Source organism: Vibrio sp. 10N.286.45.E10 (genome assembly GCF_002874195.2).
Lineage (GTDB): Bacteria > Pseudomonadota > Gammaproteobacteria > Enterobacterales > Vibrionaceae > Vibrio > Vibrio crassostreae.
Window position 1 is genome coordinate 634,750 of the sequence record NZ_MCWD02000002.1, and the last position, 26,544, is coordinate 661,293.

Genomic DNA, 26,544 nt, shown 5'->3' on the forward strand with positions numbered 1-26,544 from the left:
ACTAGTCTTGCTCTCTGCCCTCTATCACCAATAAGCGCTGCTTGCGTTCTAAACCACCCGCATAACCCGTCAGCTTGCCATTTTTGCCAATCACACGGTGACACGGCACAATCACAGAAACCGGATTTTTGCCATTCGCTAAGCCAACAGCACGAACGGCTTTCGGATTACCTATCGCATCAGCCAGTTGTGCATAGCTCCAAGTCTCTCCATAAGGAATGGTAGTCAGCGCCTGCCAAACCGACTGCTGAAATGGAGTGCCTTTGGCTGCGATCGGCACAGAAAATTGGATAGCTTCGCCTGAGAAATAGCGATTAAGCTGCTCGATCGCCACTACAAAGATTGGAAAGCTATCATCTTGAACGCCTAACTGTTCAGGCTTAGTGGTATGCGTTTCAAACCAAAGGCCGAGCAAGCCCTCATTGTTCGCCTGTAAAGTTACGGTTCCCAATGGGCTCTCATAATATGTAAAACGGTTAGCCATAATATCTCCTAGCGTGGTACTGAAAATGTTTGTGGATTGCTCATGTTCGCGGGTTGCTTCTATTAAGACTGATTCCAGCAATGGAACGTGGCGTAGCTCCCCCAAGGTGAAACACTCTCTGTATTAATGGCAGGTCGATGCTCAATAAACTTCTTCACTACCAAATCACCAACCAACAAGTGGTTAGGCTCGCTTAACCCGCGAAGCAGCGCGTATTGAATTGTCCAAGGCCCAATGCCTTTTAGCTCAATCCATTTAGAAGGATGCTCAGTTTCATTGTCGACCATGTATTCGGCAAAACGCTTTAGGGTCTCTTTGCGGCTTCCCGGCATTCTTAAAAAGCTAACATCGGCCTCCGCTATTTGCTTAGGCGTTGGGAAATACGCTTTCTCGGATGCATCAGAAAGCTCTTTAACCAATAAGTTGAGCTGGCCAATCGCTGCGGTTACCGAGACTTGCTGCCCGAGGATCGCTCTCACTCCTGCTTCCCAAGGATTCCATACGCCAGGAATACGGATACCACTCTTGGCCACCAAGTTAGGATCGATAGTCTCAAAGAAGGCCTCGACCTTTGCAATATCGACATCAAGATCGAACATACGTCGAATATTCGCAATCAAGCTTCTTAAATGGCTTATATCGTCCAACTCAAATTCAATATCCAAGCGGTTATCTTTAGCCAGAGTCGCCTGGAACCAGCCCTTCGACCCGTTCACATTTACCGTTCGCTGGTAATAGTCCTCACCTACCTCTTCTAAGCCTTCAATCATTCTTCGTCGATAGAAAGCTAACAGGTGCTTCCAATCCAAAGGACCGTGAAAACCAAGCTGAATATGATTACTCACACTATCACTTAGCTTTGCCCGCCGAATTTGACTTGGCGAAAGCTGCAGTTCTTTTTGAAAGGCATCATTGAAACGACGTGTGCTATTAAAGCCACTCGCAAAACCTACATCGGTAATGCTCATGCTACTGGTATGCAGCAACTGCTTAGCAAACATCAACTGGCTATAAAGGCTATATTGCTTGGGTGACACACCGATGTAATTGTCGAATAAGGTTCGTAAGTAACGATCGGAAATGCCTAAACGGGTCGCAAGATCGACGATAGATCCTGAATTCAGCGCGCCATTATCAATCAACTGCATCGCACGTAAGAAAGTGGTTTCGACGCCCTTCCAAGCTGGAGAAAAAGGTGCGCTGTCTGGTCGACAACGTAAACAAGGGCGATACCCAGCCTTTAGCGCCTGAGCTTGATGGGAAAAGTATTCGACGTTTTCCTCTTTAGGTGGCGTTGCTGGGCAAATCGGGCGACAAAATATCCCTGTCGTTTTCACCGCTGTGAAAAACATTCCATCAAAGCGAGCATCTCGCGCATATCGAGCCAGATGACACTGCTCGTTCGTTAAGGTGCTGTTGTGATTGATATTTTTCGACATGCTGTACTCTTCCCATTTGCCATCGCTTTCGATCCGATAACTAAAAGTTTACCGTGAACCACCATAGTCGCTAGCCACTTTCGGAACTGAAGGTTAGATAAATCACAAAAAAGGGTTTTCTTTTTATTCAATTCGACTAAATTTAATCTTGAGAAGAAATTCTTCTCACAACGTCAACGATCGGTACTTAGCACGCCAAGATGCAGAGACCTATCGAATATAAAAAGGAAAAGGCTATGGTTCTACACACATGTCGTATTGTTTTATCAAACCAACAGGTTCTCACCAGTCAATCAGTCGAGCAATCTCTTTGCTTTCTTGAAAACAAAGCAGATAACGGGATTTCTAAGATTGAGATTGACGCAACGGATGGCCACACAATCCATTCGTACATGTCACACTCTCTCGAAGAGTCTATTGAGAATCTAATGAACCTATAAGTGTGTTAACACTATAGAGCCTTAAAATAGGGCTAGATATACCAGGCTTAAACGATTTTATTGGAATGAGAAACGATCTCTAGTTCCGAAAAGAAGTACATCTCTGGTTTAAAACAAAAATGGCTCCTAACTAATTAGGAGCCATTTTTTATTTAACCTAAACAACAAAGCATATTGGTTATAGCAAATGCCGTTACTCAGGAGCTTGTTCAGCGGCTTGTTGCAGCGTGTAAGCGGTCGATGGGTCAATCTCATTAACCAATTTCTCAACCTGCATGATCGCATCCACCGAGGTGCTGCTCTTGCGGTAACTCAGATAAATTGGGCGATACCAGTCTTCCACCCCTTTCACCTTGTGCAGCTGACCCGAATCGATAAAAGGTTCAACTAGAGATACCGGAAGATATGCACTACCACCTTTCTCTAAAATGAAATCAAGGGCGATACGAGCCGTAGAGGTACGAAGATACGGCGCTGGCACTTTAGGGTGACGTTCTGCGTGTTCAGAACCAAAACGCGTTCCCCAATCCACATACACATACTTATGTTGGAATACAGATTCCAGGTCATCTTGCTGCGTTGATACCAACACCAAAACCAAATCAGCGACTTTTTTACAGTTCAGCTCTTCCGCTTTGATCTGATCGAACGCGAAAGCCATATCTAAGGTTCGTTCTAACAAATTACGGTTCAGTTGCTCGCGCCCCATCACCTCTGCCATAAAGCCATAACCACCAAAAGAGTCGGTCACAACACTTAAACAGTTTTGCAGATACGCATCCCAAATATTCGGCGTGCCGCCCAGCGTTAACTGCAAGGCTTTACCACTCTCTAACGACAGCTCAAATTTCGCTTGTTGTAAGGTGGAAACCATCACTTCAGCATAACCAATCAAACGTTCACCGGAAGATGTGAGTTTGATGTTATTGCGGTCACGAATGAAGAGTTGAGTATCAAAATAGCCTTCAAGCTGCTTGATTCGCGCACTCACCGCCGCTTGCGTTAAATACAAGTTTTCAGCTGCACGCCCAAAATGGCGCACCCTTGCAACCTCAAGAAAGGTTCTAAATACTTTCACATCCATCAAATACATCTCTGTAATAAATCTGCTAACTAGCCGATCTAGGATTGTTTATCGTAAAGGCAAAAACGTTTTGTTTCCTATTTTAGCCTTTTAACAATATTTTCGCGTGAGCAATAAACACTAATTTCTATCTAACCACATTACTGAGGCTGATATGTCTGAGACCGAATTCCGTCACGGAAAAAAACGTTTTTATGACACCATTAAATTCCCACGAGGGTTCGCTAAGTCGGGTGATTTTACTCTGTCAGAAGAGGAAATCCTAACCTTGTTTGGTGACACTATGCTTGCACTTGAAACTGGTGAACTAGCACCAATCAATGCAGAAGAAAAACACTTCATTAAAGTGTTGTCTCACCCTCATAAGGCAAAGTCCAAGTTAGAGCGTGTTTGGTTGAAGTACATTCAACTAGCTCGTGGACGCCGTCGCTTTCATACCCTAAACGGCTGCAAACGCGGCGAAGTGCCTAGGGAAGAATACGAAAGTGAGTTAGTGTTAGAAGATTAGTAAAATCGCTCAAGGTGATACCTCATCACTTTGGGCTTTTTTTTCCTTCAATGTTTACACTTCAAGCTCGCTTTTTCTTCTTAGTTGGTAAGTTTAGCTAACCTGTTCGGATTTACCAATATTTATAGATAATTCATAGCGATAGCGTGAATCAACATCTATTCTAGTCACCCTAAGTGTGTCTAACCCGACTAAATTCTTCGAACCTCGCTCAACAACTTCCTTTTATCACGATAGTGGCACATTGCCATCATTATTTTTCACGCCTCAACTATACTCTCAAAGCCAGTGAGTACGCAGCAGCTCTTTAATACGCCAAAGCTTATAAATCTGCAGAAACGCACAGACCCTTTCAGGCACTGAATCAAATCAACATTCCTGTATATGACAAGCGTATTAATCTTGTTTAACGCCACCAAATATCCATACAATTATTGTGCAATTTTGAGAGTTCTAGTCACAGATACAACGAAAAAGGCAAAAAATTGACCTAAAACAATAGCGGAACCTGATAACTTATTTTATAATGCGAATTAATGTTTCAGAACACTATAAAATTTTATTTCTAGGGGCAAAATCAATGAGACTTATTCCATTAAGCAACAAAGCAAAAGTAGGTAAATGGGCTGCTCGTCATATCGCAGATTCGATCAACAAATTCGCTCCAACTGCTGAGCGTCCATTTGTACTAGGTCTTCCTACTGGTAGCACACCTCTAACTACTTATGCTGAGCTAATTGAACTTTACAAAGCTGGCGAAGTTAGCTTCAAGCACGTTGTAACATTCAACATGGATGAGTACGTTGGTATCGACCCTAACCACCCAGAGTCTTACCGCACATTCATGCACGAGAACTTCTTCAACCACGTTGATATCCAAGCAGAAAACATCAACCTGCTAGACGGTCAAGCTGAAGACATCGATGCTCACTGTGCAGCATACGAAGAGAAAATCCGTTCATACGGCAAAATCAACCTGTTCATGGGCGGCGTAGGCATCGACGGTCACATCGCATTCAACGAACCAGGTTCTTCTCTATCTTCACGCACTCGTATCAAAACGTTAACTGAAGACACTCGTATCGCGAACTCTCGTTTCTTCGATGGCGACATCAACCAAGTTCCTAAATACGCACTAACTATCGGTGTTGCTACTCTTCTAGATTCAGAAGAAGTAATGATCCTTTCTCTAGGCCACAACAAAGCTCAAGCACTTCAAATGGCTATCGAAGGTTCTGTAAACCACATGTGGACTGTTACAGCTCTACAGATGCACCGTAAAGCTATCATCGTTGCTGATGAGCCTGCTCAACAAGAGCTAAAAGTTAAGACTCTACGCTACTTCCAAGAGCTAGAAGCTGCAAACATCCAAGACCTATAATCTCAGGTTTTGTTGAGACAAAAAGCCACATTATGTGGCTTTTTTTGTACCTGAATTTCGCAGTCAAGGTACAAGACTATCCAACGATTAAAACAAAACGTGCAGATTGTAATCGACATAAGAATCGTCAATTTGTGTCATGCTTAGCTCGGAAGAAATAGGAGGGCTGGAGTGAATACAAAAAAGCGATTTCTCAAACTAGAGAAACCGCCATCATTTTAAATTTTGGATTGAAACGAACGAACAGCTACAAGATATGTAGGATGCAAAACAAGATAAGCAAGACTATAAACTAAAGCTAAGAACTCAGCGCGTTATCTCGGCACAAGGTAGTGATAATGTCAGTGATAGCTAAAACGATCGTCGACTTCACTTTTTGATTATGTCGCCCCAAAAACATTTCAAGCATTGGACCAGACATGGTCTCCACCATCTCCACATCATATTCGATTGGCATAATACGCTGAATCGCGTGTACCTTATTAAGCTCAAATATAATGTCGACTTCTGTGAAACTGGTGTCGTCACCCTGTATTTTCGCCCACTCTTTCAAGGTAACGAAAACCTCTAAATCGTCATAAAGCTCTTTACTGATGACACCAAGCCCTAATAGCAGCTTAGCGCGAATCATAATCTCGCCTAACGGGCCACCGCTGTTAAGAAGAGGTTCTACAACGAACTTAATTGCAGTGTCATCTTTCTTAAAGATATTCTTTAATACGGCATCTACCGTGTCATCCAATGCATCGTAAGCAGCCATTAGGCAGGCGCCAGCACTCTCAGCTTCTGATAGGGCTTCAAGTAATTCAGTTTCATGGCTAGTTTGTATTGGCATAACGGCTCGGCAATAAGAAAGTGCCACCGGGGTGGCACTTTGATGATTTATCATTTCAATGCTAGATAAGCTTGTTCCGCTAGTTTAACAACTTCTGAATCGATATTCAGCTCAGAATAATGCGCTAATGTCTCAGCAAAACCTTTTTCTGCGAACATTGCTTGAAGTTCAACCGCTTGTGGGTCGTCTTCATTCTTGTAAAGGAATGCTGCAGCAATCGCTTTTACTAAGTGAGCGTTCGGAAGATCGTACTCTAATGTACCGTTCAATGGCTTAACTAAGCGGTCTTGTGGGCTCAGTTTACGAATAGGCTGACGGCCCACGCGGTCTACTTCATCACGCAGGAATGGGTTTGCAAAACGGCCAAGAATTTTCAAAATGTAAGCGGCATGTGCATCTCGATCAAAGCCGTAACGCTTGATCAGAACTTCACCACTCTCTTCCATTGTTGCTTTTACTTCAGAGTAGATCGATTGGTCTTCAATAGCATCTTTAATTGTCTCGTGACCAGCAAGTACACCCAGGTATGCTGTTACTAGGTGGCCTGTATTTAATGTGAACAGTTTACGCTCAACGAAAGCCATTAGGTTATCAGTGCATTCCATACCAGGGATGTTTGGAATATCACCTTTGAATTGTGTTTGGTCTACGATCCACTCGCTGAACGTTTCAACTGTTACTGCTAGTGGGTCTGTTTCGCCTGCTTCTGCTGGTGGTACGATACGGTCAACCGCTGAATCAACAAAGCCAATATGCGCTTCAGTGAACGCTTTCATTTCGTCAGAAAGGTGCTCTAAAACCGCAGCTTTAAGCTGGCTAGTACCACGAACCATGTTCTCTGCTGCGATGATGTTCATTGGCGCGGTGTTGTTTGCCGCTGCACGCTTTTCAATGCCTTGAGCAATAGACTTAGAGATAATTTTAAGAACCGTTGGACCAACCGCAGTGGTCACAATGTCAGACTCAGCAAGGCTATCTACCACAGCGCTTGTTGCTGAGTTTACTGCCGTCACGTTCTTAACGATTTCAACAACACACTCTTCACCAACAATCTTCACTGGGTATTCTTGGCGTTCAATTAACGCATTAACAACCGTTTCATTTACGTCAGCAAAAGTAACCTTCATACCAGCGTCAGAAAGAAGTTTACCGATGAAGCCACGACCGATATTACCTGCACCAAAATGTAACGCTTTCATAATTTTGACCTTATAAATATTTGAATCTAGATAGCTAACTGCTCAACAACATGCCTTGACGATGTGCCCTAAGCATTAAGCAGTAAGCTATTCAGACTGAATCTTGTTAAGACAGATTTAGACCGAAAATGAGGCCAGTAGGGGGATACCGGCCTCCTTCACTTAAGGAGCTTGACTAGAGCTTTTTAGTTTCCGTTGAGAATACGTAGAACATCAGCAGGGTTTGTTGTGTTCTGTAGGCATTCCACAGCGTCTTCATCATCAAGTGAATTGGTGATAGCCATCAGCACCATGTTGTGCTCATCGCCTTGTGCGGCAATACCGATAACCATCTTCGCGATATCGTCTTCATCTTCGCCCCACTGAATACCTTCAGGGTACTGACAGAATACGATGCCGGTTTTTTGTACGTATTGCTTAGCTTCGATTGTGCCGTGTGGTACTGCGATAGACTCGCCAAGGTAAGTAGATACAAGCTCTTCACGAGCAAACATGCCATCTACGTACTCTGGAGATACATTGCCAAGTTTTACTAATTGGTCGCCAGCAAACTTGATTACGTCTTCTTTTTGAGTCGCTTTAAGGCCAAGGAAAATGCTATCGTTAGTAAGTGCAAGCTTGCTGCCGTCTTGTGCTGGAGCCGCTGCAGGAACCGGAGCTTCTACCTTCGCTTCACCACTTTGTGCTTCAACCAGTTCTGCTACTAGGTTGTCGTATACTGCGCCGTCTAAGAAGTTGTTAAGAGACATGTGCATTGCACCAGGAATGGTTTTGCGAGCACGGTCTGTTAGGTCTTTATGCGTAATAACAATTTGCGAATCAGCCGGTAGGTTGTTGATGGCGTAGTTGGTTACTTCAATATCTAGACCAACCGTTGCTACTTTCTTACGTAGTAGACCCGCACCCATAGCACTTGAACCCATACCCGCATCACACGCTACATAAACTGCTTTTACATCCGCTAGGTTTACGTTTGCTTCTGATGCTGCACCTTTTGAAGACGCTTTCATGCCTTTCATTTGTGCAGAAGCTTTTTCTAGAGAATCTTCTTCGTCATCTTGAGCTGAAGTCTTAAGTAGAATTGAAGCGACTACGAAAGATACTGCTGTTGCAGCGATAACAGAAAGAACAACACCAATGTAAGAGCCTTTTGGCGTCATCAGTAAGATTGCAAAGATAGAACCTGGTGATGCTGGAGAGATAAGACCAGAGTCGAACACTACGTTAGTGAATACACCAGCCATACCACCTGCGATTACCGCAAGGATTAGACGTGGGTTCATTAGAACGTAAGGGAAGTAAATTTCGTGGATACCACCTAAGAAGTGGATGATAGATGCACCAGCAGCAGATTGCTTTGCGCTACCTTTACCAAACACCATGTAAGCAAGTAGTAGACCTAGACCTGGACCTGGGTTCGCTTCGATTAGGAAGAAGATTGAACGGCCGATCTCTTCAGATTGCTGAATACCTAGTGGAGAGAAGATACCGTGATTGATTGCGTTATTTAGGAATAGGATTTTCGCCGGTTCAACAAAGATAGATGCTAGAGGTAGTGCACCCGCTTCAACCATTACGTTAACGCCAGCCGCTAACCCAGAAGATAGAACTTTAACTGCAGGGCCAATCACGATGAACGCGATGATCGCGCAGATCATGCCGATGATACCAGCGGAGAAGTTGTTCACTAGCATTTCGAAACCACTCTTCACTTTGCCGTGAACAGCTTCATCGAATTTCTTGATTGCGATACCACCTAGTGGACCTACAATCATTGCACCCATGAACATTGGGATATCAGTACCAACGATAACACCCATTGTTGTGATAGCGCCGACTACCGCACCGCGGTCACCACCAACCATTTTACCACCGGTGTAACCAATCAATAGTGGCAGTAGGTATGTAATCATAGGACCAACCATTGATGCTAACGTTTCGTTAGGCCACCAACCTGTTGGGATAAATAGTGCAGTAATGAAACCCCACGCAATAAATGCGCCGATGTTTGGCATTACCATATTGGATAAGAAACGACCAAAGTTTTGAACCTTGATCTTCGCTTCTGGTGATAACATAGGTAGAACCCCGTAGTGTATTGGTTGGTCAAATGACCGAAAGTGTGTGCTCAAAAGTTGATTAAAATGTATCACAACATTTCCAAAATGCACCCTAGCCCAACTTTCGTGACAAACATCACGCATAAAAAACACTTTGGGGTTAACAGCAACGCTTTAGATCACAAAAATGTCATGAATCTAAATTACAAAGTAAAATTAATGAGAATAATTCTAATTCATGAGAGATATAGATCACACTAATTAACTCTACAGTCAAAAATAATTAGAGATCAAGATCACACTTAATGAAAGGTGCATCTTAAAAACTATAAACCATGTATGAAGGAACGCCATTCCAAGTGTGTTTTCTATGCACTCAGATGAATTAAACCCATCATCATGTAATTTAATTACAGAATGTAATAAAGGACTTTCTTGATGCTTTTTTAGAGAACCCTTCCCCCAAAAGCTCAAAATACATGAACAATGAGGAAGCGGAATTGCGTAAAGTAGATGTGTTATTCTAGTAATCAGTTCCTGTGTAATTCCGACCCCACATTATCCAGTAGTCAAATGACGACTTAAGAGAAGACTATGTCAGACAAGATCTCCACATCGGCACTCGCTAAACAAAAAGGCATAGAAGCTAAAACTCTATTTAGTGACCTAAAAACGGCTGGCTATATCGTACGTTCAGAAGACCGCTGGGTGCTGACCGAGCGAGGAGAAAGCTTTGGGGGGGAGTATGTAGAACACAAAAAATTTGGTGTCTTTATTGTGTGGCCAGAGAAACTGCTTATCGACTTAGAGTCATTCTCTGGCAAAACATTAACCGCGACGCAATTAGGTCACGCCTTTGATCTCAGCGCCAAGAAGATCAACTTATTGCTCAATGAACTTGGGTGGATAAAGAAAGAAGAAGACGGTTGGCATGTCACCTCTACAGGCTTAAAAGCCGGTGGTGAACAAAGAGAAGATAAAGCGACTCAAAATTTATTCGTGGTATGGCACGACTCACTGGTTCGCAATAAACGTTTAAAGCAGTCTGTCGTTGAATTCCTGGGGCATGATGCTGAAAGCCACTCGACCGATGTGTCATTCTCCAGTTTTCGTCAGAAATTTGAGGCGAAGCACCGAAGCTTGGATGGGCATTATGTACGTTCAAAGGGAGAGCTGATCATCGATAACTGGCTTTATATGGCAGGAGTGGTTCATGCGTACGAGCGTCCGCTGCCAATATCAAAAGAAGTGATCAGCGATTTTTATCTACCAAGTGGCAAAGTGTACATCCAGTTCTGGGGAACCGATTCTGCGCCAATCGCCGAAGATAAACGTGAAGCTACGAGAAAAATCTATGAAGAGCATGGTTTTGGTTTAATCGAAATCACGCCAGAAGATATCCCCAACCTAGACAGCGTACTTCCGCCATTATTGCGCCAATATGGTATCAAGGCGTACTAAGCTACTGAATCTTGAGATTCCACCGCAATTAAGATCACACTTATCGAATCATTGTGGACATTATTATCCATAGTGATTTGATATGTTCGCTATTTTTCCCGAGTCATTCTTCTATTATCTTACACCCATCGACTTGAGCTACCGCAGATACTCGATTTATTGGGGCATGTTCGATAACTATTTAGACGTTCAATCTATTGAGATTCGTTTAAATTGGTTATCCGTTTATTGTTGACGTGACTGAACATAAAACCCTACAACATTTATTATTGATAGATATTAGGATTCAACATGACTCATCCAATCATTACTGATCTAAACACTCGTTACACAGCTAAAAAATACGATGCAGAAAAACGCATCTCTGCGGAAGACATGGAAGTAATCAAAGAAGCACTTCGCTTGTCAGCTTCTTCTATCAACTCTCAGCCTTGGAAATTCATCATCATTGAGAGTGACGCAGCAAAACAACGCTTCCACAATACTTTCGAAAACATGTTCCAGTTTAACCAACCACATGCGAAAGAAGCGTCACACACGATCCTGTTTGCTCACGATCCTAAGTACACTAAAGAGAAATTCGCGAAGCGTGCAGATACAGAAGTAAGCTCTGGTCACCTACCAGCTGAAATGTACGAGCAATTCTTAGGTGCTTACGCATTTGCAGAAATGAACACAGACGAGACTGGTTTCAACGGAAGCTGGACTAAGTCTCAAGTGTACATCGCACTAGGTAACATACTGCACACGCTAGCTCGTCTTGGCATCGCTTCAACACCGATGGAAGGTGTAGACGCAGCTATGATCGGCGAAGAGTTTTCTGACGAACTAGAAGGCCACGTTGTTGATGTTGCACTGGCTATCGGCTACCACAAAGACGGCGAAGACTACAACCACGGTAAACCAAAAGCGCGTCTAGCTCTTGATGAAGTCGTTACCACGCTATAACAGTTACCGCGCTATAATAGGCACAACGCTGTAATAGCTGAAACAAACAAATCGCACTGCTTTATTTGGCCAGACTCTCATCTGGCCTTTTTTATATCTGTTATTTATCCAAGCCACTACCCACCAGCAAGTCATAAAGACACGTTAAAATCAATATGATTACAAAAACTAAAAAGTCATAAAGACACAAATAAGAGCTCAAAAATCAAAAAAAACAGCCAAAACAATAATTTAGAAACATGGCACAACTAGTGCAATGAGAGCCTTAGATATTTCAATAAGGTACTATCATTATGACTATTCACGTTAAATCAAATGTGCACTGGGTCGGCGTCCACGATTGGGAAACCGAGCACTTCCACGGTAAGGAATACCACATGAACAAAGGTACGAGTTATAACTCGTACCTGATCCGTGAAGAGAAGACAGTGCTTGTCGATACTGTCGATCATCGCTTTACTGAGCAATTCCTTGCAAACCTAGAGATGGAAATCGATATCAACGAGATCGACTACATCATTTGTCAGCACGCTGAAGAAGACCACTCAGGCGCGCTCTCTGCGCTGCTTGCTAAAATCCCGAACACGCCGGTTTATTGTACTGAAGCGGGTGTAAACTCCATTGTTGGTCACCACCACCAACCAGACTGGAACTTCAGAACCGTCAAAACTGGTGACACTCTTGATGTCGGTAACGGCAAGCAACTTATCTTCGTTGAGATGAAAATGCTGCACTGGCCAGACTCAATGGCGACTTACTTAACCGGTGATGAAATCCTGTTTAGTAACGACGCTTTCGGCCAACACTACTGCGACGAAAACCTATTCAATGACCAGCTAGACCAAGTCGAACTGCATGAACAATGTCTGCGTTACTTCTCGAACATCCTGACGCCGTTTGCGCCGCTGGTTAAAGCAAAGATTGAAGAAGTGCTGAGCTTAGGCGTACCGATCGATGTCATTGCTACTTCTCACGGCTGTATTTGGCGCGATAATGCGACTCAAATCGTTGAGCAATATTACGAGTGGTCGAAAGCCTACAAAGAAGATCGCATCACGATTGTCTACGACACCATGTCCAACAACACCCGCATGATGGCTGACGCGATCGCAAAGGGTATCCGTAAAGGAAGCCCAGAAACAGCAATCAAGGTCTTCAATATTTCTAAGCACGACAAGAATGACATCCTTGCCAATATCTTCCGTTCAAAGGGTGTGCTTGTTGGCTCATCGACCATGAACAACGTGATGATGCCGCAAATCGCCGCGCTACTTGAAGAAATACACGGCCTGCGCTTTGCAGAAAAAAGAGCCGCAGCATTTGGTTCTTCAGGTTGGACTGGCGGCGCAGTAAAACGCATCGATGCTCGCTTACGTGAAGCCAACTTCGAAGTGAGCGCACCTCAGCATATTCACTGGAAACCGGATACCGACGCACTTCGCCAATGTATTGATTACGGGATGACACTGGCCGAGGTTTGGCGCACCGATGCGAACGAGGTTAGTGAGCCTAAGCAAGTTGAGCGCAACGTTCAACGTATTGAATCAGCACCAACAAGCCCCCCAACAGAGCTAAAAGACACGGCAGAGCAGAAGCCAGAAAAAGCGCAAGATAAGCCTGTACATAGCGCAGATTGCACTTGCTGGCGCTGTACTGTGTGTGAATGGGTGTACGACCCACAATTGGGTGAACCCTACCAAGGCGTTGAACCGGGAACACCATGGGCACAAGTGCCGGATGATTTCCTTTGCCCAGAATGCCATTTAGGCAAAGAAGTATTTGTGGAGAAGTAACATGTCGAATATTGTGATTGTGGGTGGCGGTTTCGCTGCCCTACAAACTATCAAGATGGTACGTAAGCTCGACCAAGATATCGCGATCACCATGATCACGGCAGATTCGGGGGGTTGAGTACAGTAAGCCAAATCTTTCGCATGCGTTTAGTCAGGCGCAAACGCCAGAGACACTCTTAATACATAACGCTCAACAGTTGGCTGAGCAGTACAACTTGGTTATCAAGACCAAAGCACAGGTCAGAGAAATCGATATTGAGCAACAATGTGTTCATGTCGGCGATGACACCATTCACTATTCGAAGTTGGTATTAGCAACAGGAGCAACAGGAGCAACACCATTTATTCCACCAGCAGAAGGGCTTAAACGCAGCGAGACCATTACGTTAAATAGCTTGGAAGAGTTCGAGAAACACAAAGCTCAGATCGATGACGCCCAACGCATCACTGTGATTGGGGGAGGCTTGATTGGGGTCGAGCTCGCATTCGATCTTCAAACTGCGGGCAAAGATGTCACGATCATCGAACCCGCGAGCTATCTATTGAGCAGCTTGGTGCCACCTTTCGTTTCTCTAGAGTTGGAGCAAATGTTAAGACAATCAGGGGTGACCGTTGAAACAGACTCTGCCGTTTGTCGAGCGACTTACCTCAAAGAGGACATAAGGTTACAAACCACCTCTTCTCGATTAATACGAACCGATGCGGTGATTGCAGCAGCAGGGCTGAAACCGAACACGACATTGGCGACACAAGCCGGAGTCACCGTCAACAAGGGGATCGTTGTCGACCAAACCATGACAACCAGTGCTAACAATGTGTATGCGATTGGTGATTGCGCCGAAATTGAAGGGCGTATCATGGCTTATCTCCAGCCCGCGATCTTGTCTGCTAATGTGTTGGCAAAGCAGCTCATTACGAGTGATGGCATGCCCGAGGAAGCTGACATCAAACTCAAGTTACCTCATATCATTACAAAGGTGAAGACCCCAAGCTACCCGATTCAGCTTGCAGGCCGAGATCTGCACACAGCTCAAAGCTGGGAGACCCGCTTTGACCCGAAAGGCATTATCGCAAAAGGCTTCAATGCAGATAATCAATTGGTTGGGTTTATCGTCACTGGAGAGCATACCAAAGCTGCATTCCCACTACTCAAAGAGCTGCAGACAAGCGCACCCACTTAATCTCAATGACATAAGCCCAATAGCTCAAACTCAATAACATAAGCAGTATCCTACAAAACGAAAAAAGCCAGTCAATAGACTGGCTTTTTTATGCGTTAAGCGAGGTGTTCACATTAACCGATAAACGAGATGTAACCTTGCAGGATAATCAAGTTAACGATATCAATGAAGAATGCGCCGACGATTGGCACCACCATAAACGCCTGTGGTGATGGACCGAATCGGTTCACCAAAGAGCCCATATTCATTACCGCTGTAGGTGTTGCACCTAGGCCGAAACCACAGTGACCACCCGACATAACCGCTGCGTCGTAGTTTGAACCCATTACTTTAAACGTCACAAAGTAAGAGAACAGACCAAGTACCACGGCTTGAACACTCAAGATCACCAAGAACGGGATCGCAAGGTCGAAGATGTTCCACAGTTTCAGGCTCATTAACGCCATCGCTAAGAATAGAGACAGTGACACAGTACCCAGAATATCAACGGTTTCGCTGTCGGTTTTATGCAGCTTAGTCACTTCAAACACGTTAGTGATGAACACACCGATAAACAGAGCGTAAACAAAGTCAGGAATCGTCAACCAAGAAATTTCAAAAGTCGCCACCCATTGCTCTAGGTATTGCGCACATGTGATACAGATAAGGAGAATGAACAATACTTCAATCACCTTCTTGGCTGTCACTTTGTCTTCTTCATACTCGTTATACGTCACCAGCTCAGGGAAACGCTCGTGCGTTTGTGTACCTGTGCCGTACTCTGATTCAAGGTTGTTTTTGTCGATCAGCTTTTGTGCCACCGGGCTACCGATGATACCGCCAACGATCAAACCAAAGGTTGCCGAAGCCATCGCGATTTCTAGCGTGTTGGCAATGCCATAAGTATCAGCAAAGGTTTGCGACCAAGCTGCACCTGTACCGTGACCACCAGACAGCGTAATAGAACCTGCAATCAAGCCCATTAGCGGCTCAAGACCAAGCGCGGTAGCTAACGTCACACCCACACCATTTTGGATGATGATGTATACCGAAGCGACGCCCAAGAACAAGAATACCTTCGCACCGCCTTTCATTAACTGTGTGTAATTAGCAGCAAGACCTACAGTCGCAAAGAACATCAACATAAAGGTGTTCTGCAAGGGCAAAGAAAACTCTAGATCAAGGCCGTTAAAGTGCAGGGCTGTAATAGCAAAAGCGACAATCAAGCCGCCGACAATGGGCTCTGGAATGTTGTACTTTTTGAGAACAGGAAGCTTTGCATTGACGAAATGACCTAGAAACAAAACACTAATCGCGATTAGGAAGGATTCTAGTGGTCCAATTGAAATTAATTGATTCATATAACCTCTATTTTTTTACGTTCTCATCTTCCTTAATGAGTCTAGTTTTATCTGTAATTATCTGTGCTGCTCTACCTATATTTATGCAAACTGGAGAGAAATTGTAGATTCGAGAAGCGAACACATTACTGCGAACACTTAGTGCCATGTTAGTAGCTCGTTAACTTTTATAGGAGATAAAAGGATTTGTGACAACAATCACCTCCAAAAAGTTAAAAGCGGCGTGAGTAATTTTGCCGCTGACTCTGCTTTTTTAAGACCTAAAAAAGCAAAAAGGAGCTATTACTAGCTCCTCTTTCATTACCATCGCTGGTAATTAGAATTTTTTCGGTGCGTAACCAGTCATAACCTCAATGCGAAGTTCTTTACCGATCTTCGTCATTGGGTGAACAATTACGAGTCCTTTAACAGACTTTTTAAGTTTACCCATATCCGCTTGCTCAGCTTTTGTAATCTCACGGCTAAATGGCATATCAACCAAAGACTTACGCTCTTGGTTCACATCGTAGCTTTCTTTGTGTTTAAGCTGGGCAATTTTCTTAGTTAGCTTCTTAATCTCTTCCTCGAATTGACGAACAACAGGACGATCATTACGAGTTTTAGCAGCATCTAACTTGTGGCGACACTTGTCTAGACGGTTGTTAATTTGTTGAAGTTCGTTTTTAACACTCATAATAATTTCCTAAGATTTAACAAGCCAATTCGGATTGGGGCGCGGAGTATAGCACAAGGGTTCACTTGAACCGAAATTTATCTGTTAATTACCAACAGAAACGAATCACATCGATACCGTTCATTCAGGCTACCTATTCTTTGTGGCGAGCCTCTGAGCGGATTATTCATTGATAGGATAGCGTCTACCTCAAAAATTGCAGTCCTCGATACATCAAAATTCCGTCTAAACTTATACTCTAACGCAGTAACTAACTCAGGGTACACAGCTTGGGGTATCCACCCCTGCAACGACTCTGATTCGCAACGTAATCACAAGGATAACCGATGACATTATTGAAAAGAACATTGACCTACAGCCTAGCCCTGATTTCAATGTTTGCCGCAACTTATGCATCTAGTGAACAAACACCCCAAAATAACCTAATCGTCGAGTACTCTGCGCCGAAAAATGCCGAAGAAGAGCAACTCAAACGCGAGATTCAAATCAGTGGCGTTAATGACACAGTGGTCGACCTATCAAACCAACTCTTCATGTTTGAGAAGCCATTAACCATTCAATATGGCGGAGAAGACGGGCCGCTCTACGACCCACAAACCCATCAAGTGCTGATCCCTTACCGCTTTTACGCTGAATCACTTAACTACTTTGAGAAGAACCAATACGAAAAAGAGTATGGGAAATCTGCGCAAACTGGCGCTATCGATACCTTACTGCACACTCTGCTGCACGAAGCAGGGCATGCTTATATTGAAGACCAAAAGATTGCCATCTTGGGCAAAGAGGAAGATGCGGTCGACAACCTAGCGACCATCCTATTACTTAACTATGTGGAACATGGCGCCGATGCCGCGATCAGCGCAGCAGACATGTTCGCTTTCGAATCAGAAGACCGCCCAGAATATTACGACTTAGGGGAATACATCGACGAGCACAGTTTCGAGCTGCAGCGTTACTTCTCTACTTTATGCTTGGTGTATGGCAGCGACCCTGATGCCTATAAGAACTTGCTCGATGAAGTGGAAAATGACTATTTGAAAGATCGGAAAGAGTTCTGTGTGGAGCATTTTGATGTGATCAATGAAAATTGGCATCAGTATTTAAAAGAGAGTGACGATACTTAAAGGTGTGTCAAGAACGAGATAAAACGGCTTTGGCATCAAACTCCAAAGCCGCCACTCGATAGGTTGGCTTAAGTCTTATGTGTTAAGAGTTAAGAGTTTAAGCCCTAGACCTTCACTTTATATTTAAGATCTTGAGCTTCATCGCCTGTCATACCTCGAAATCCCCAGCAGTGCGATGGCTGTTCTTTGATGGTGATTTCAATATCAATCGGAGAGATAGCCAACTGCTTTTCTATTTCAGAAAATATCTTCTTGATTAGGCGTTTCTTGGTGTTCACCGCTCGACCTTCCATCATATTGATTTCAATGACGGTATAGGCTTCTGTTCTTCCTTCCGGGTAAAAGAAGTCATCCCGTTCCAATGGCACAAACCGATGTGCGCGCTTGTCATCAGGTAAACCCATTTCACTGTTTAAACACTGCTGCAACACGTTTGATAGTTGCAACTTAATTGGATTTAAGCACTCTTTGATACCATAAATAACAATCATGACCATTCCTTTGATGTGATGTTAGGTATAGAGGAACGTTAGATAGAAGCATCGTCTAGCGACCACCCATTCGCTTACTATTTGTACATATACTACCTAATGACACGTGTGAGAAAAGGTAAAAACAATGAATTTATGAACAGGTGCAACAAAATACTTATCCCTTTGCAAACATAAGTCGAAGCGAATTGATCGAACACCGCTATCCCGGCGTATATCTTCTGAAATCACATTTGAATTAAGGAGTACTATGTGCCGAATTCACCTAGTAAGGCCACACGGACAGACGCCGAACCAGAAACACCCGCAGAGTCTTCGCTAGAAGTCGCTGTGTTTCCGCTCCCCATCTTCCTGTTACCAAGAGGTCGTCAAAGGCTACGCATTTTCGAGCCCAAATACCTTGCGATGGTCGCACACGCAGCGCAGGGCGATGGCTTTATCATTGCTACTCAAGACAACGTAAACGCTGATCGCCTTAGCTCTTGGGGAACAAAAGTATCCATCGTAGACTTTAATATGGCTGATGATCAGATATTGGAAATCGATGTGGAAGGCCAGCAGCTAGTGCAGCTTCACTCCTCTCACAGAGACACTGCTGGCTTGATCAAAAGCAAATTCAGACCACTGCCCCATTGGCCGGTTCACGATTACGACGTGCCTAACGTGTTTACAGCGTTTTTGGTTCAGCTGTTTCGCGACCACGATTCGATAAGAACCCTTTACCCCACTCCTGATTTCGAAAGCCCGCAATGGATTTGCGCGCGACTACTCGAAATGATGCCTATCCCTTTGGAAAAGAAAACAGAGTTCACCGAGCCCGCTAGCTTTCCTTCTTTAGTTCCTTTTTTGAATCAAATCATTACGGGGCAATAAGCACTTTTCTTCACTATAATTTTGTATAGTGGAAAATAATTTAAATTAAAGTGATCCCGGCCTTCAACTTTCACGTAGTGCCACTCAAATTCGCATGATGGTTATTTACTATGCAAGTCGAAAGTAGAAGTTCAGGGAAAGGCAAGGAGCATGTCATTATCCCAGACAAAAAAACAACGACCGAATCCAAGGTTCCAACAGAGCTTTCAAGCTGGTTGATCTTAGTTGGTACAGTCCGAGACAAGCAGGCATTTACCTGTTTGTTCAAGTTCTTTGCTCCCAAGATAAAGCGTTTCGGAATCAGCAAGTTAGGCGGTGAAGCTGCTGCGAACGAGCTGGTTCAAGACACCATGACTAACGTTTGGAAGAAAGCCCACCTTTACAATGAAGATAAGGGCGCTGCGACGACTTGGGTCTACACCGTCATGCGAAATGCTGCGTTTGATATGTTACGCAAAGTAAAAGCCAAAGCGGAACAGACAATCGCAGACGACATCTGGCCTATTGACGCGATGGTTGCGGAATCTCAAAGTGATGAATTACCGTTTGGCGATCATTTGATGAGTCGACACGTAATGACACAAATAGAGAAGCTGCCTCTGGCTCAGAAAACCATTGTGAAAGGTGTTTACTTTCAAGAGCTCTCTCAAGAACAGCTTGCACAGCAACTTGGCGTCCCACTTGGAACCGTGAAATCACGTCTAAGACTCGCTTTAGCCAAACTTAAGGTTCACATGGGGGAACAAAGCCATGATTAAACATCACCCAAATGCTGAAATTTTGAAAGATTTTGTCGATGGCACGCTTGCAGACTCTGTTTCATTGATTGTTTCTAGTCACGTAGAACTGTGTGAACATTGCCAACAGCAGGTTAAGCAGCTTACCGCTGAGGCGGCGAACAATGCCTTTGATAAAGAACCTGCGTTCACGAACGAAGAGTCAGGCGGCTTTTCAATGGACGACATGGATTTCGACTTTGATGCAATTGAGCAGATTACTGCTGATTTATCTCAGTCAGTGGAAGTTGAGCCAAAGGTAGAGCAAGTTACCGTTGCAGATACCACATTCACTATTCCTCGCGCTCTGAACTCGGTGGCGAGAAAAGATTGGATGAACCTAGGCAAAATTTCACGCGCAAGACTCGATTTCGATGACGAAGCACATCACACAAGTTTGCTGCATATCGATAAAAACGGACAAGTGCCTTGCCACACCCACAAAGGTTTCGAAATTACACTTCTTTTAGAAGGCAGTTTCGAAGACGAAATGGGCGTCTACAACAAAGGCGACTTCATCTGGCTAGATGGCAGTCACACTCATCAACCTGCGACCAAAGAGGGTTGTGTGTGCTTGACCGTTTCAAGTGATGCCTTGTACTTCACTAAAGGTGTCAGCCAACTGTTCAACCCACTAGGTAAATACATTTACTAGTTAAGAAGGATTTACCGGGTAGATCACAAGATGCACAGCGTTGGCTAGGTGGAAAGGTAACAACCGGACTAAAGTAAACTGGAATAAGCAACAAGCCACATAATATAAAAACAATAATGAGCAATGAGCGTAAGGAATTGACCAATGGATAAGAAAATAAAAATAGGCATTAGTGCATGTGTCGCCGGTCATAAAGTTCGGTTCGATACTGGCCATAAACGTTCTCGCTTCTGCACAGACGACCTAGCAGACTACGTTGAGCTGGAACCCGTTTGTCCAGAGATGGGCGTTGGTCTGCCAACGCCTCGCCCAACTATTCGCCAGACTCGGATGTTAGACGATATCATTCACGTCTCCCGTCCAGACGGTTCTGGTGATGTGACCAATGAGTTAATCGAGTTCGGTCAAAACTACTCGAAGAACAATCAGCACATTGCTGGATTCATTGTTTGCCAAAAGAGCCCAACTTGCGGTATGGAGCGAGTGAAAGTGTACCACCACCACGGTCGTGGTTCTGAGTCGACTGGTATTGGCATGTTTACTAAGCAGATCATGGACGCTAACCCGTTACTTCCTGTTGAAGAAAACGGGCGACTTAACGACCCTATTTTGCGCGAGAACTTCATGACTCGAGTATTCACTTACCAAAAATGGCTCGACCTTGTGGATGAAGGTGTGACCAAACACAAGCTGATTCAGTTCCACAGCGCCCACAAGTATTTAGTCATGTGTCACCACGTTGAGGGATACAAAAGTTTAGGCAAACTGTTAGCGAGTAATGAGTTAGACATCGACGAATTGGCGGCTCAATATATCGAGGGCTTGATGAAGGCGTTATCTCATCACGCGAATCGAGGCAGCCACGCCAATACGCTGCATCATTTGCAGGGTTACTTTAAAAAACAACTGAGTAGCGCTCACAAACAAGAGCTGACCAACCAGATCGCATCATTCAGAGAGGGCGTAATTCCGTTACTAGTGCCGTTGACACTGATCAACCACTACCTAATGGAGTACCCAAACGAGTACTTAGAGTCACAGGTTTACCTAAACCCTCACCCACAAGAACTCAAACTGAGATACGGATATTGAGCAACATTCTATGGATACGACGAGACCTGCGGATTCACGATAACCCAGCGCTCGTCGCGGCAGTTGAAAACGGCGTGTCTATCGCCGTTTTTATTTCAACACCACAGCAATGGCAGCAACACCACCTTGCCCCCATCAAAGCCGATTTCATTTATCGTCACCTAAAACAGCTCGAATCCCAACTCGCTGAGTTTGGGATTTCATTGCTGCATCTCAAAGCCAGCGATTTTGATGACCAAGCCCGACAGCTCATCGAATTATACGAACAACTTGATGCTAAGTGCGTATACGCAAATTCAGAACCTGAGGTAGATGAACAAACCCGTGACCAGCAACTGATATCAAATGGGGTAAACCTTCAGATCAGCTCTTGTGACGTTATGCTGCCATTAGGTAGCGTTCTTAACAAACAAGGCGAGATGTTCAAAGTCTTTACGCCATTTAAGAACGCTTGGTTAAAAGAAGTTCAGGTGAAAGGTATCATCTGTAGCCCGGCTCCTATCGTGCCCGCTAAGCTTCAACAAACACAGCGTCCACAATCACAACTTCCTGACGACTTAAAAGCTTCAAGAATCTCCGCTGACTATGATTTTGACTTTCCGCGTGTTGATTCAAGCCGCTGGCCATTAAGCCAAGATGTATTGGGCAGCGTGATCCCCAATTTCTTAGGCAATAAAGTCAACGACTACGCGCGCCTGAGAGACATTCCCTCAGTTAAAGGAACATCAGGGCTATCGCCTTATTTAGCAATAGGCGCCGTGAGCCCACGTTGGTTAGCGATTCAATTGATTCAGCAACAACCCGATTTGTTGTTTGATACTCAGCTGCCGGCCTTTTCTTGGCTTAATGAATTGATTTGGCGTGATTTTTATAAGCATTTGATGTTCCACCATCCTAAACTGGTTAAAGGAGCGAACTTTCAGCAAAAATACAATGGATTAGACTGGTATCAAGATCACCCTAGCTTCAAAGCATGGTGCGAAGGAAAAACCGGATATCCATTGGTTGATGCAGCCATGCGTCAACTGGTTGAAACGGGCTGGATGCACAACAGGCTAAGAATGGTGGTGGCAAGCTTCCTAACCAAGCACCTGCTTATTGACTGGCGCTGGGGCGAGCGTTTCTTTATGTCGCACCTTATCGACGGTGACTTTAGCGCCAACAACGGTGGCTGGCAGTGGGCTTCAAGTACTGGCTGCGATGCTCAACCTTACTTTCGAATTTTCAATCCAATCACCCAGAGTGAAAAGTTTGATCCAAAAGGAATTTTTATTCGTAAGTACATACCAGAGCTGCAAAACATCCCTGATAAGCATGTACATTTTCCACATGACTTTATCGCTAAAAACGGGATAGACAGCGAATACTGGCAACCCATCGTTGAGCACAAACAAGCACGATTGAGAGCCTTAGCCTTCTTCAAATAATTAGAGTGAATATTATGGATAACTCTCTATGGCTTGATAACTTTCTCAACATGTATCGAGAACTCGGAACAGACAATTTCGACGTGCTGAAGACGGTTTATCACCCTGATATTGAATTCCAAGATCCGCTGCACCATGTCAGCGGTATTTCTGCGCTTACTCACTACTTCGAGAACCTCTACACCCAAGTGACGAGCTGTTACTTCCACATTGAACACACTTTCGAAGTGAACGATGAAGCTTCGGTTTACTGGACGATGCAATTTGCTCACAAGCAACTAAATGGGCAAAAGCCGATCGAAGTACAAGGACACAGCCACCTCAAGATGTTCGACGGTCAGGTGATTTACCACAGAGACTACCTCGACGTCGGTTCTATGTTGTATGAACACATTCCAGTACTGGGTTGCGCGATTAAATCCATCAAAAAGAGAGCGAGCCGATAATGCGTATTATGATTACAGGCGCGACCTCAGGTATCGGCCAATCCCTCGCTAAAGATTACGCTCAGCAAGGGCATCAGGTGATTGCTTGTGGCCGCAACCCAGACAAACTGCAGGCCTTAGTTGATTCTCACGATACAGACATCGCACATTCATCCATTTCACCGCTCTGTTTCGATCTGACCGATTACCACAACTTCCCAGAACTCGACCAAGACAAGCCGCTCGATCTGCTGATTCTAAATGCGGGTGATTGTGAATACATCGACGACCCATTGAATTTTGATGCCGAACTTTTCGAGCGCGTCATCAACATAAACCTAATTTCAATTGGCTACGCCCTTAAAGCCTGGTTAAAAAACATCAAGCCCGGCGGCCGTTTGGTTATAGTCAGCTCCAGCGCCAGCTTTTTACCTTTACCTAGAGCCGAGGCTTATGGCGCTTCAAAGGCAGCCCTCACCTACTTAGGCAGAACACTTTCGGTTGATCTGGCAACGCACAACATTCATGTCTCAATTGTGCACCCTGGCTTTGTTGAAACGCCATTAACCGAGCGAAATACGTTCGCTATGCCTATGATTATTAGTAGTGAGGCCGCAACTCAAAGAATCGTAAATGGTATCGCTCAAGGAAAGAGTGAAATCGATTTCCCAAGACGATTCATCATGTTGATGAAGCTACTAAGAATGCTTCCAACTCCAGTTTGGCAAAAACTCGCTTCAAGGATGGTATAACAATGAAGAAAATCGCCATTATTGGTTCAGGCATCTCTGGACTCACTTGCGCGCACATATTAGATAAGCACCACGACGTAACGGTATTCGAAAAGAACGATTATGTTGGGGGTCACACCGCGACCGTTGATATTGAACATCAAGGCTCGGCGTTTTCGATAGATACAGGTTTCATCGTATTCAACGATCGAACCTACCCGAATTTCAATCAGCTCCTGGAACAACTCGGTGTCGAAAGGCAACCTACAGAGATGAGCTTCAGCGTCCACAACACCACTACTAAGTTTGAGTACAACGGCCATAGCATTAACTCGTTATTCGCACAAAGGAGTAACATCTTCAAACCTCAGTTCTGGTCTTTAGTGTCTGACATTCTCAAGTTCAACAAACTGTGTAAGGCTCAGTTTGAAAGTAATGAATTCACACCAGACGTTACCCTTGGCAGTTTCCTACGCGATAATCAATTTTCAGATTTTTTCAGTCAGCACTACATTCTGCCGATGGGCGCGGCTATTTGGTCGACAAGCTTAGAGGAAATGGAAGAGTTTGAGCTGAAATTCTTTATTCAGTTTTTCTACAACCACGGATTGCTCGATATCGCGAACCGCCCTCAGTGGTATGTGATTCCAAAAGGTTCACGCTCTTACGTTGAAATTATCCTTTCACGCTTGAGTAAGCCTGTTGCACTGAATACATCGATTAAACAAGTCACTCGCCAAGAACCGGGCGTCACTGTTGAATTTGAAGATGGCAGCACGCAAAACTTCGACGAAGTAATCTTTGCCTGTCACTCAGACCAAGCCTTACGTCTGCTTGGTGATGCGACAGAACAAGAGCAACAGGTACTGGGCGAGATCCCTTACAGCCGCAATGAAGTGGTTCTGCACACCGATACACGCTTATTACCAGACAGAAAGCTGGCTTGGGCAAGTTGGAACTACATGTTAGATGGCGACAGTAAACGACCAGCCTGTGTGACTTACAACATGAACATCCTGCAAGGCATCGAAAGCCAAGACACCTTCTGTGTCACCTTGAATCAAAGCGAAAGCATCAACCCAGAGAAAATCATTCGCAGCTTTGTTTATCATCACCCGGTACTTAATTCGAACACGGTCGAAGCTCAGCACAAACGAGAGCAGATTTGTGGCAAAAACCAGACTCACTTTGCTGGTGCTTATTGGTATAACGGGTTCCATGAAGACGGTGTCCACAGTGCACTCGATGTGACCAAACGCTTCGGTTTGGATTTGAGTACGAGTTCAGCGCAATGAGCAGCCAAACCTTGACACCCGAGATGGGGATCGCATCCGAAAAAAGTGAAGAACTTAGCGGTATCTATTGGGGTAACGTCAGACATCGTCGCTTTGGCAACATCACACATGAGTTCAGCTATCAGCTGTATATGATGGGGCTCGATCTTGACGAACTGCCCCAAACCACATCGCGCAGTGCGCTGTTCGGCACTCGATGGTATAACCCGATTCGCTTTGTAGAATCGGATTATCTCGCTGAAAAAAAAGAAAATGTCACTACGTATGAACCAAAATCACTTAAGCAACGTATAGCTTCCAAAGTGCAACAACTTGGTGGGGTTTGGTCTGATTCAAACCGTGTGACGATGCTGGCTCAGTGCCGTTGTTTAGGCATCTATTTCAGCCCAATCAACTGTTTCTTCTGCTATGACGAAACTGGAGATTGTAAATACATGTTGGCAGAAGTGAGTAACACGCCTTGGCGAGAAAGACACTACTATCTGATCGACATGCACCAAGAGTTGAAGGTAAAAAAAGAGTTTCACGTTTCGCCGTTCATGGATTTGAACATGACTTATTTTTGGAAGATTAAGCCACCAGCGAAACGCACGTTAGTTCACATCGAAAGCCGCCGAGACAACAAGCTTTTCGATGCGACACTGGCCCTGACCAAACAGTCAGTAACCAAGACAAACATTAGACGAACGGTATTCAAGATTCCGGCTATGACCATAAAAGTCGTGATGGGAATTTATTATCAGGCTCTCAAATTATTCCTGAAAAAAGTACCGTTTGTGGCGCATCCAGACTCAACATCTTAAGCGCTTAAAACAGAAATCAATTCTAG

25 protein-coding genes and 1 pseudogene are annotated in these 26,544 nt (G+C 44.4%); 17 read left to right on the forward strand and 9 right to left on the reverse strand.

Annotation, left to right across the window (positions count from 1 at the left end; genetic code table 11):
* Position 1: 1 nt before the first annotated feature.
* Complete coding sequence (locus tag BCU34_RS15930; protein WP_102480400.1) at positions 2-484, reverse strand: methylated-DNA--[protein]-cysteine S-methyltransferase; 483 nt, start codon at positions 482-484, stop codon at positions 2-4.
* A 62-nt stretch (positions 485-546) separates the two neighbouring features.
* Positions 547-1,923, reverse strand: a complete 1,377-nt coding sequence (locus BCU34_RS15935) for an AlkA N-terminal domain-containing protein (RefSeq protein ID WP_102480396.1) — start codon at positions 1,921-1,923, stop codon at positions 547-549.
* A 236-nt stretch (positions 1,924-2,159) separates the two neighbouring features.
* Between BCU34_RS15935 and BCU34_RS15940 the strand changes: the two genes are divergently transcribed.
* The gene (locus tag BCU34_RS15940; protein WP_048660610.1) at positions 2,160-2,363 is read left to right on the forward strand and encodes a hypothetical protein; all 204 of its coding nucleotides are present in this window, start codon (positions 2,160-2,162) and stop codon (positions 2,361-2,363) included.
* 193 nt (positions 2,364-2,556) lie between these two features.
* Here the strand turns inward: BCU34_RS15940 and BCU34_RS15945 are convergent, their stop codons facing one another.
* Positions 2,557-3,447, reverse strand: coding sequence for a LysR family transcriptional regulator (locus tag BCU34_RS15945; RefSeq protein ID WP_029405267.1), 891 nt, complete (start codon positions 3,445-3,447; stop codon positions 2,557-2,559).
* A gap of 154 nt (positions 3,448-3,601) precedes the next feature.
* Here BCU34_RS15945 and BCU34_RS15950 point away from each other — a divergent pair, with 154 nt between their 5' ends.
* Complete coding sequence (locus BCU34_RS15950; protein ID WP_019819999.1) at positions 3,602-3,955, forward strand: DUF413 domain-containing protein; 354 nt, start codon at positions 3,602-3,604, stop codon at positions 3,953-3,955.
* A 580-nt stretch (positions 3,956-4,535) separates the two neighbouring features.
* Complete coding sequence (gene nagB / locus BCU34_RS15955; protein WP_102480391.1) at positions 4,536-5,336, forward strand: glucosamine-6-phosphate deaminase; 801 nt, start codon at positions 4,536-4,538, stop codon at positions 5,334-5,336.
* Between the two features lie 298 nt (positions 5,337-5,634).
* Here nagB and BCU34_RS15960 read toward each other — a convergent pair whose 3' ends face one another.
* The 3 genes from BCU34_RS15960 to BCU34_RS15970 all read right to left on the reverse strand — a co-directional run bounded on the left by BCU34_RS15960 (position 5,635) and on the right by BCU34_RS15970 (position 9,448).
* The gene (locus BCU34_RS15960; RefSeq protein WP_196303849.1) at positions 5,635-6,171 is read right to left on the reverse strand and encodes an MltR family transcriptional regulator; all 537 of its coding nucleotides are present in this window, start codon (positions 6,169-6,171) and stop codon (positions 5,635-5,637) included.
* A gap of 50 nt (positions 6,172-6,221) precedes the next feature.
* Complete coding sequence (locus BCU34_RS15965) at positions 6,222-7,370, reverse strand: mannitol-1-phosphate 5-dehydrogenase (RefSeq protein WP_102432116.1); 1,149 nt, start codon at positions 7,368-7,370, stop codon at positions 6,222-6,224.
* Positions 7,371-7,555: 185 nt separating this feature from the next.
* Entirely contained in the window at positions 7,556-9,448 is a 1,893-nt protein-coding gene (locus BCU34_RS15970) for a PTS mannitol transporter subunit IICBA (protein ID WP_102432117.1), read from the reverse strand.
* 576 nt (positions 9,449-10,024) lie between these two features.
* Between BCU34_RS15970 and BCU34_RS15975 the strand changes: the two genes are divergently transcribed.
* The 4 genes and pseudogenes from BCU34_RS15975 (at position 10,025) to norW (ending at position 14,813) form a co-directional block, all read left to right on the forward strand.
* Entirely contained in the window at positions 10,025-10,891 is an 867-nt protein-coding gene (locus tag BCU34_RS15975; RefSeq protein WP_102432118.1) for a glycerol kinase, read from the forward strand.
* A gap of 291 nt (positions 10,892-11,182) precedes the next feature.
* Positions 11,183-11,839, forward strand: coding sequence for an NAD(P)H-dependent oxidoreductase (locus BCU34_RS15980; RefSeq protein ID WP_102432119.1), 657 nt, complete (start codon positions 11,183-11,185; stop codon positions 11,837-11,839).
* Between the two features lie 293 nt (positions 11,840-12,132).
* A complete protein-coding gene (gene norV / locus BCU34_RS15985) occupies positions 12,133-13,632 on the forward strand; it encodes an anaerobic nitric oxide reductase flavorubredoxin (protein WP_102480389.1) in 1,500 nt (499 codons plus the stop codon).
* A 1-nt stretch (position 13,633) separates the two neighbouring features.
* Positions 13,634-14,813, forward strand: a pseudogene (gene norW / locus BCU34_RS15990) (NADH:flavorubredoxin reductase NorW).
* Between the two features lie 113 nt (positions 14,814-14,926).
* Here the strand turns inward: norW and gltS are convergent.
* Complete coding sequence (gene gltS / locus BCU34_RS15995) at positions 14,927-16,153, reverse strand: sodium/glutamate symporter (RefSeq protein ID WP_102480387.1); 1,227 nt, start codon at positions 16,151-16,153, stop codon at positions 14,927-14,929.
* 316 nt (positions 16,154-16,469) lie between these two features.
* Positions 16,470-16,826, reverse strand: a complete 357-nt coding sequence (locus tag BCU34_RS16000; protein ID WP_017060971.1) for a YibL family ribosome-associated protein — start codon at positions 16,824-16,826, stop codon at positions 16,470-16,472.
* 326 nt (positions 16,827-17,152) lie between these two features.
* On the opposite strand from BCU34_RS16000, the gene BCU34_RS16005 reads away from it, so the two are divergent.
* Positions 17,153-17,950 carry a DUF4344 domain-containing metallopeptidase gene (locus tag BCU34_RS16005; RefSeq protein WP_102432122.1) on the forward strand — a complete coding sequence of 266 codons (798 nt, stop codon included), beginning with the start codon at positions 17,153-17,155 and terminating at the stop codon, positions 17,948-17,950.
* Between the two features lie 104 nt (positions 17,951-18,054).
* Here the strand turns inward: BCU34_RS16005 and BCU34_RS16010 are convergent, their stop codons facing one another.
* The gene (locus BCU34_RS16010; protein WP_017070218.1) at positions 18,055-18,441 is read right to left on the reverse strand and encodes a tautomerase family protein; all 387 of its coding nucleotides are present in this window, start codon (positions 18,439-18,441) and stop codon (positions 18,055-18,057) included.
* A 252-nt stretch (positions 18,442-18,693) separates the two neighbouring features.
* On the opposite strand from BCU34_RS16010, the gene BCU34_RS16015 reads away from it, so the two are divergent.
* From BCU34_RS16015 to BCU34_RS16055, 9 genes are all read left to right on the forward strand, one after another.
* Positions 18,694-19,314 carry an LON peptidase substrate-binding domain-containing protein gene (locus BCU34_RS16015; protein ID WP_102432123.1) on the forward strand — a complete coding sequence of 207 codons (621 nt, stop codon included), beginning with the start codon at positions 18,694-18,696 and terminating at the stop codon, positions 19,312-19,314.
* A 110-nt stretch (positions 19,315-19,424) separates the two neighbouring features.
* Positions 19,425-20,072 (forward strand): sigma-70 family RNA polymerase sigma factor, encoded by a 648-nt coding sequence (locus BCU34_RS16020; protein WP_102480359.1) that lies wholly within the window; start codon positions 19,425-19,427, stop codon positions 20,070-20,072.
* Positions 20,065-20,745, forward strand: coding sequence for a ChrR family anti-sigma-E factor (locus tag BCU34_RS16025; protein WP_048663946.1), 681 nt, complete (start codon positions 20,065-20,067; stop codon positions 20,743-20,745). The genes BCU34_RS16020 and BCU34_RS16025 overlap by 8 nt, the downstream gene beginning before the upstream one ends.
* A gap of 144 nt (positions 20,746-20,889) precedes the next feature.
* Positions 20,890-21,837 carry a YbgA family protein gene (locus BCU34_RS16030; protein ID WP_102480354.1) on the forward strand — a complete coding sequence of 316 codons (948 nt, stop codon included), beginning with the start codon at positions 20,890-20,892 and terminating at the stop codon, positions 21,835-21,837.
* Positions 21,834-23,264 (forward strand): deoxyribodipyrimidine photo-lyase, encoded by a 1,431-nt coding sequence (gene phrB / locus BCU34_RS16035; RefSeq protein WP_102432126.1) that lies wholly within the window; start codon positions 21,834-21,836, stop codon positions 23,262-23,264. The genes BCU34_RS16030 and phrB overlap by 4 nt, the downstream gene beginning before the upstream one ends.
* Positions 23,265-23,278: 14 nt before the next feature.
* On the forward strand, positions 23,279-23,710 hold the full coding sequence (locus tag BCU34_RS16040) for a nuclear transport factor 2 family protein (RefSeq protein WP_048660595.1): 432 nt from the start codon (positions 23,279-23,281) through the stop codon (positions 23,708-23,710).
* Positions 23,710-24,441, forward strand: coding sequence for an SDR family NAD(P)-dependent oxidoreductase (locus BCU34_RS16045; RefSeq protein WP_048660594.1), 732 nt, complete (start codon positions 23,710-23,712; stop codon positions 24,439-24,441). Before BCU34_RS16040 ends, BCU34_RS16045 begins: the two co-directional genes overlap by 1 nt.
* Positions 24,442-24,443: 2 nt before the next feature.
* A complete protein-coding gene (locus tag BCU34_RS16050) occupies positions 24,444-25,715 on the forward strand; it encodes an NAD(P)/FAD-dependent oxidoreductase (protein WP_102480348.1) in 1,272 nt (423 codons plus the stop codon).
* Positions 25,712-26,518, forward strand: coding sequence for a DUF1365 domain-containing protein (locus tag BCU34_RS16055; RefSeq protein WP_102432128.1), 807 nt, complete (start codon positions 25,712-25,714; stop codon positions 26,516-26,518). Before BCU34_RS16050 ends, BCU34_RS16055 begins: the two co-directional genes overlap by 4 nt.
* The last annotated feature ends 26 nt before the right edge of the window (positions 26,519-26,544 follow it).

Excerpts from the sequence above, each read along its gene's own strand:
- BCU34_RS15930 (WP_102480400.1), bottom strand. The coding sequence starts at position 484 with ATGGCTAACCGTTTTACATATTATGAGAGCCCATTGGGAACCGTAACT.
- BCU34_RS15935 (WP_102480396.1), bottom strand. The coding sequence starts at position 1,923 with ATGTCGAAAAATATCAATCACAACAGCACCTTAACGAACGAGCAGTGT.
- BCU34_RS15940 (WP_048660610.1), top strand. The coding sequence starts at position 2,160 with ATGGTTCTACACACATGTCGTATTGTTTTATCAAACCAACAGGTTCTC.
- BCU34_RS15945 (WP_029405267.1), bottom strand. The coding sequence starts at position 3,447 with ATGGATGTGAAAGTATTTAGAACCTTTCTTGAGGTTGCAAGGGTGCGC.
- BCU34_RS15950 (WP_019819999.1), top strand. The coding sequence starts at position 3,602 with ATGTCTGAGACCGAATTCCGTCACGGAAAAAAACGTTTTTATGACACC.
- nagB (WP_102480391.1), top strand. The coding sequence starts at position 4,536 with ATGAGACTTATTCCATTAAGCAACAAAGCAAAAGTAGGTAAATGGGCT.
- BCU34_RS15960 (WP_196303849.1), bottom strand. The coding sequence starts at position 6,171 with ATGCCAATACAAACTAGCCATGAAACTGAATTACTTGAAGCCCTATCA.
- BCU34_RS15965 (WP_102432116.1), bottom strand. The coding sequence starts at position 7,370 with ATGAAAGCGTTACATTTTGGTGCAGGTAATATCGGTCGTGGCTTCATC.
- BCU34_RS15970 (WP_102432117.1), bottom strand. The coding sequence starts at position 9,448 with ATGTTATCACCAGAAGCGAAGATCAAGGTTCAAAACTTTGGTCGTTTC.
- BCU34_RS15975 (WP_102432118.1), top strand. The coding sequence starts at position 10,025 with ATGTCAGACAAGATCTCCACATCGGCACTCGCTAAACAAAAAGGCATA.
- BCU34_RS15980 (WP_102432119.1), top strand. The coding sequence starts at position 11,183 with ATGACTCATCCAATCATTACTGATCTAAACACTCGTTACACAGCTAAA.
- norV (WP_102480389.1), top strand. The coding sequence starts at position 12,133 with ATGACTATTCACGTTAAATCAAATGTGCACTGGGTCGGCGTCCACGAT.
- gltS (WP_102480387.1), bottom strand. The coding sequence starts at position 16,153 with ATGAATCAATTAATTTCAATTGGACCACTAGAATCCTTCCTAATCGCG.
- BCU34_RS16000 (WP_017060971.1), bottom strand. The coding sequence starts at position 16,826 with ATGAGTGTTAAAAACGAACTTCAACAAATTAACAACCGTCTAGACAAG.
- BCU34_RS16005 (WP_102432122.1), top strand. The coding sequence starts at position 17,153 with ATGACATTATTGAAAAGAACATTGACCTACAGCCTAGCCCTGATTTCA.
- BCU34_RS16010 (WP_017070218.1), bottom strand. The coding sequence starts at position 18,441 with ATGATTGTTATTTATGGTATCAAAGAGTGCTTAAATCCAATTAAGTTG.
- BCU34_RS16020 (WP_102480359.1), top strand. The coding sequence starts at position 19,425 with ATGCAAGTCGAAAGTAGAAGTTCAGGGAAAGGCAAGGAGCATGTCATT.
- BCU34_RS16025 (WP_048663946.1), top strand. The coding sequence starts at position 20,065 with ATGATTAAACATCACCCAAATGCTGAAATTTTGAAAGATTTTGTCGAT.
- BCU34_RS16030 (WP_102480354.1), top strand. The coding sequence starts at position 20,890 with ATGGATAAGAAAATAAAAATAGGCATTAGTGCATGTGTCGCCGGTCAT.
- BCU34_RS16040 (WP_048660595.1), top strand. The coding sequence starts at position 23,279 with ATGGATAACTCTCTATGGCTTGATAACTTTCTCAACATGTATCGAGAA.
- BCU34_RS16045 (WP_048660594.1), top strand. The coding sequence starts at position 23,710 with ATGCGTATTATGATTACAGGCGCGACCTCAGGTATCGGCCAATCCCTC.
- BCU34_RS16050 (WP_102480348.1), top strand. The coding sequence starts at position 24,444 with ATGAAGAAAATCGCCATTATTGGTTCAGGCATCTCTGGACTCACTTGC.
- BCU34_RS16055 (WP_102432128.1), top strand. The coding sequence starts at position 25,712 with ATGAGCAGCCAAACCTTGACACCCGAGATGGGGATCGCATCCGAAAAA.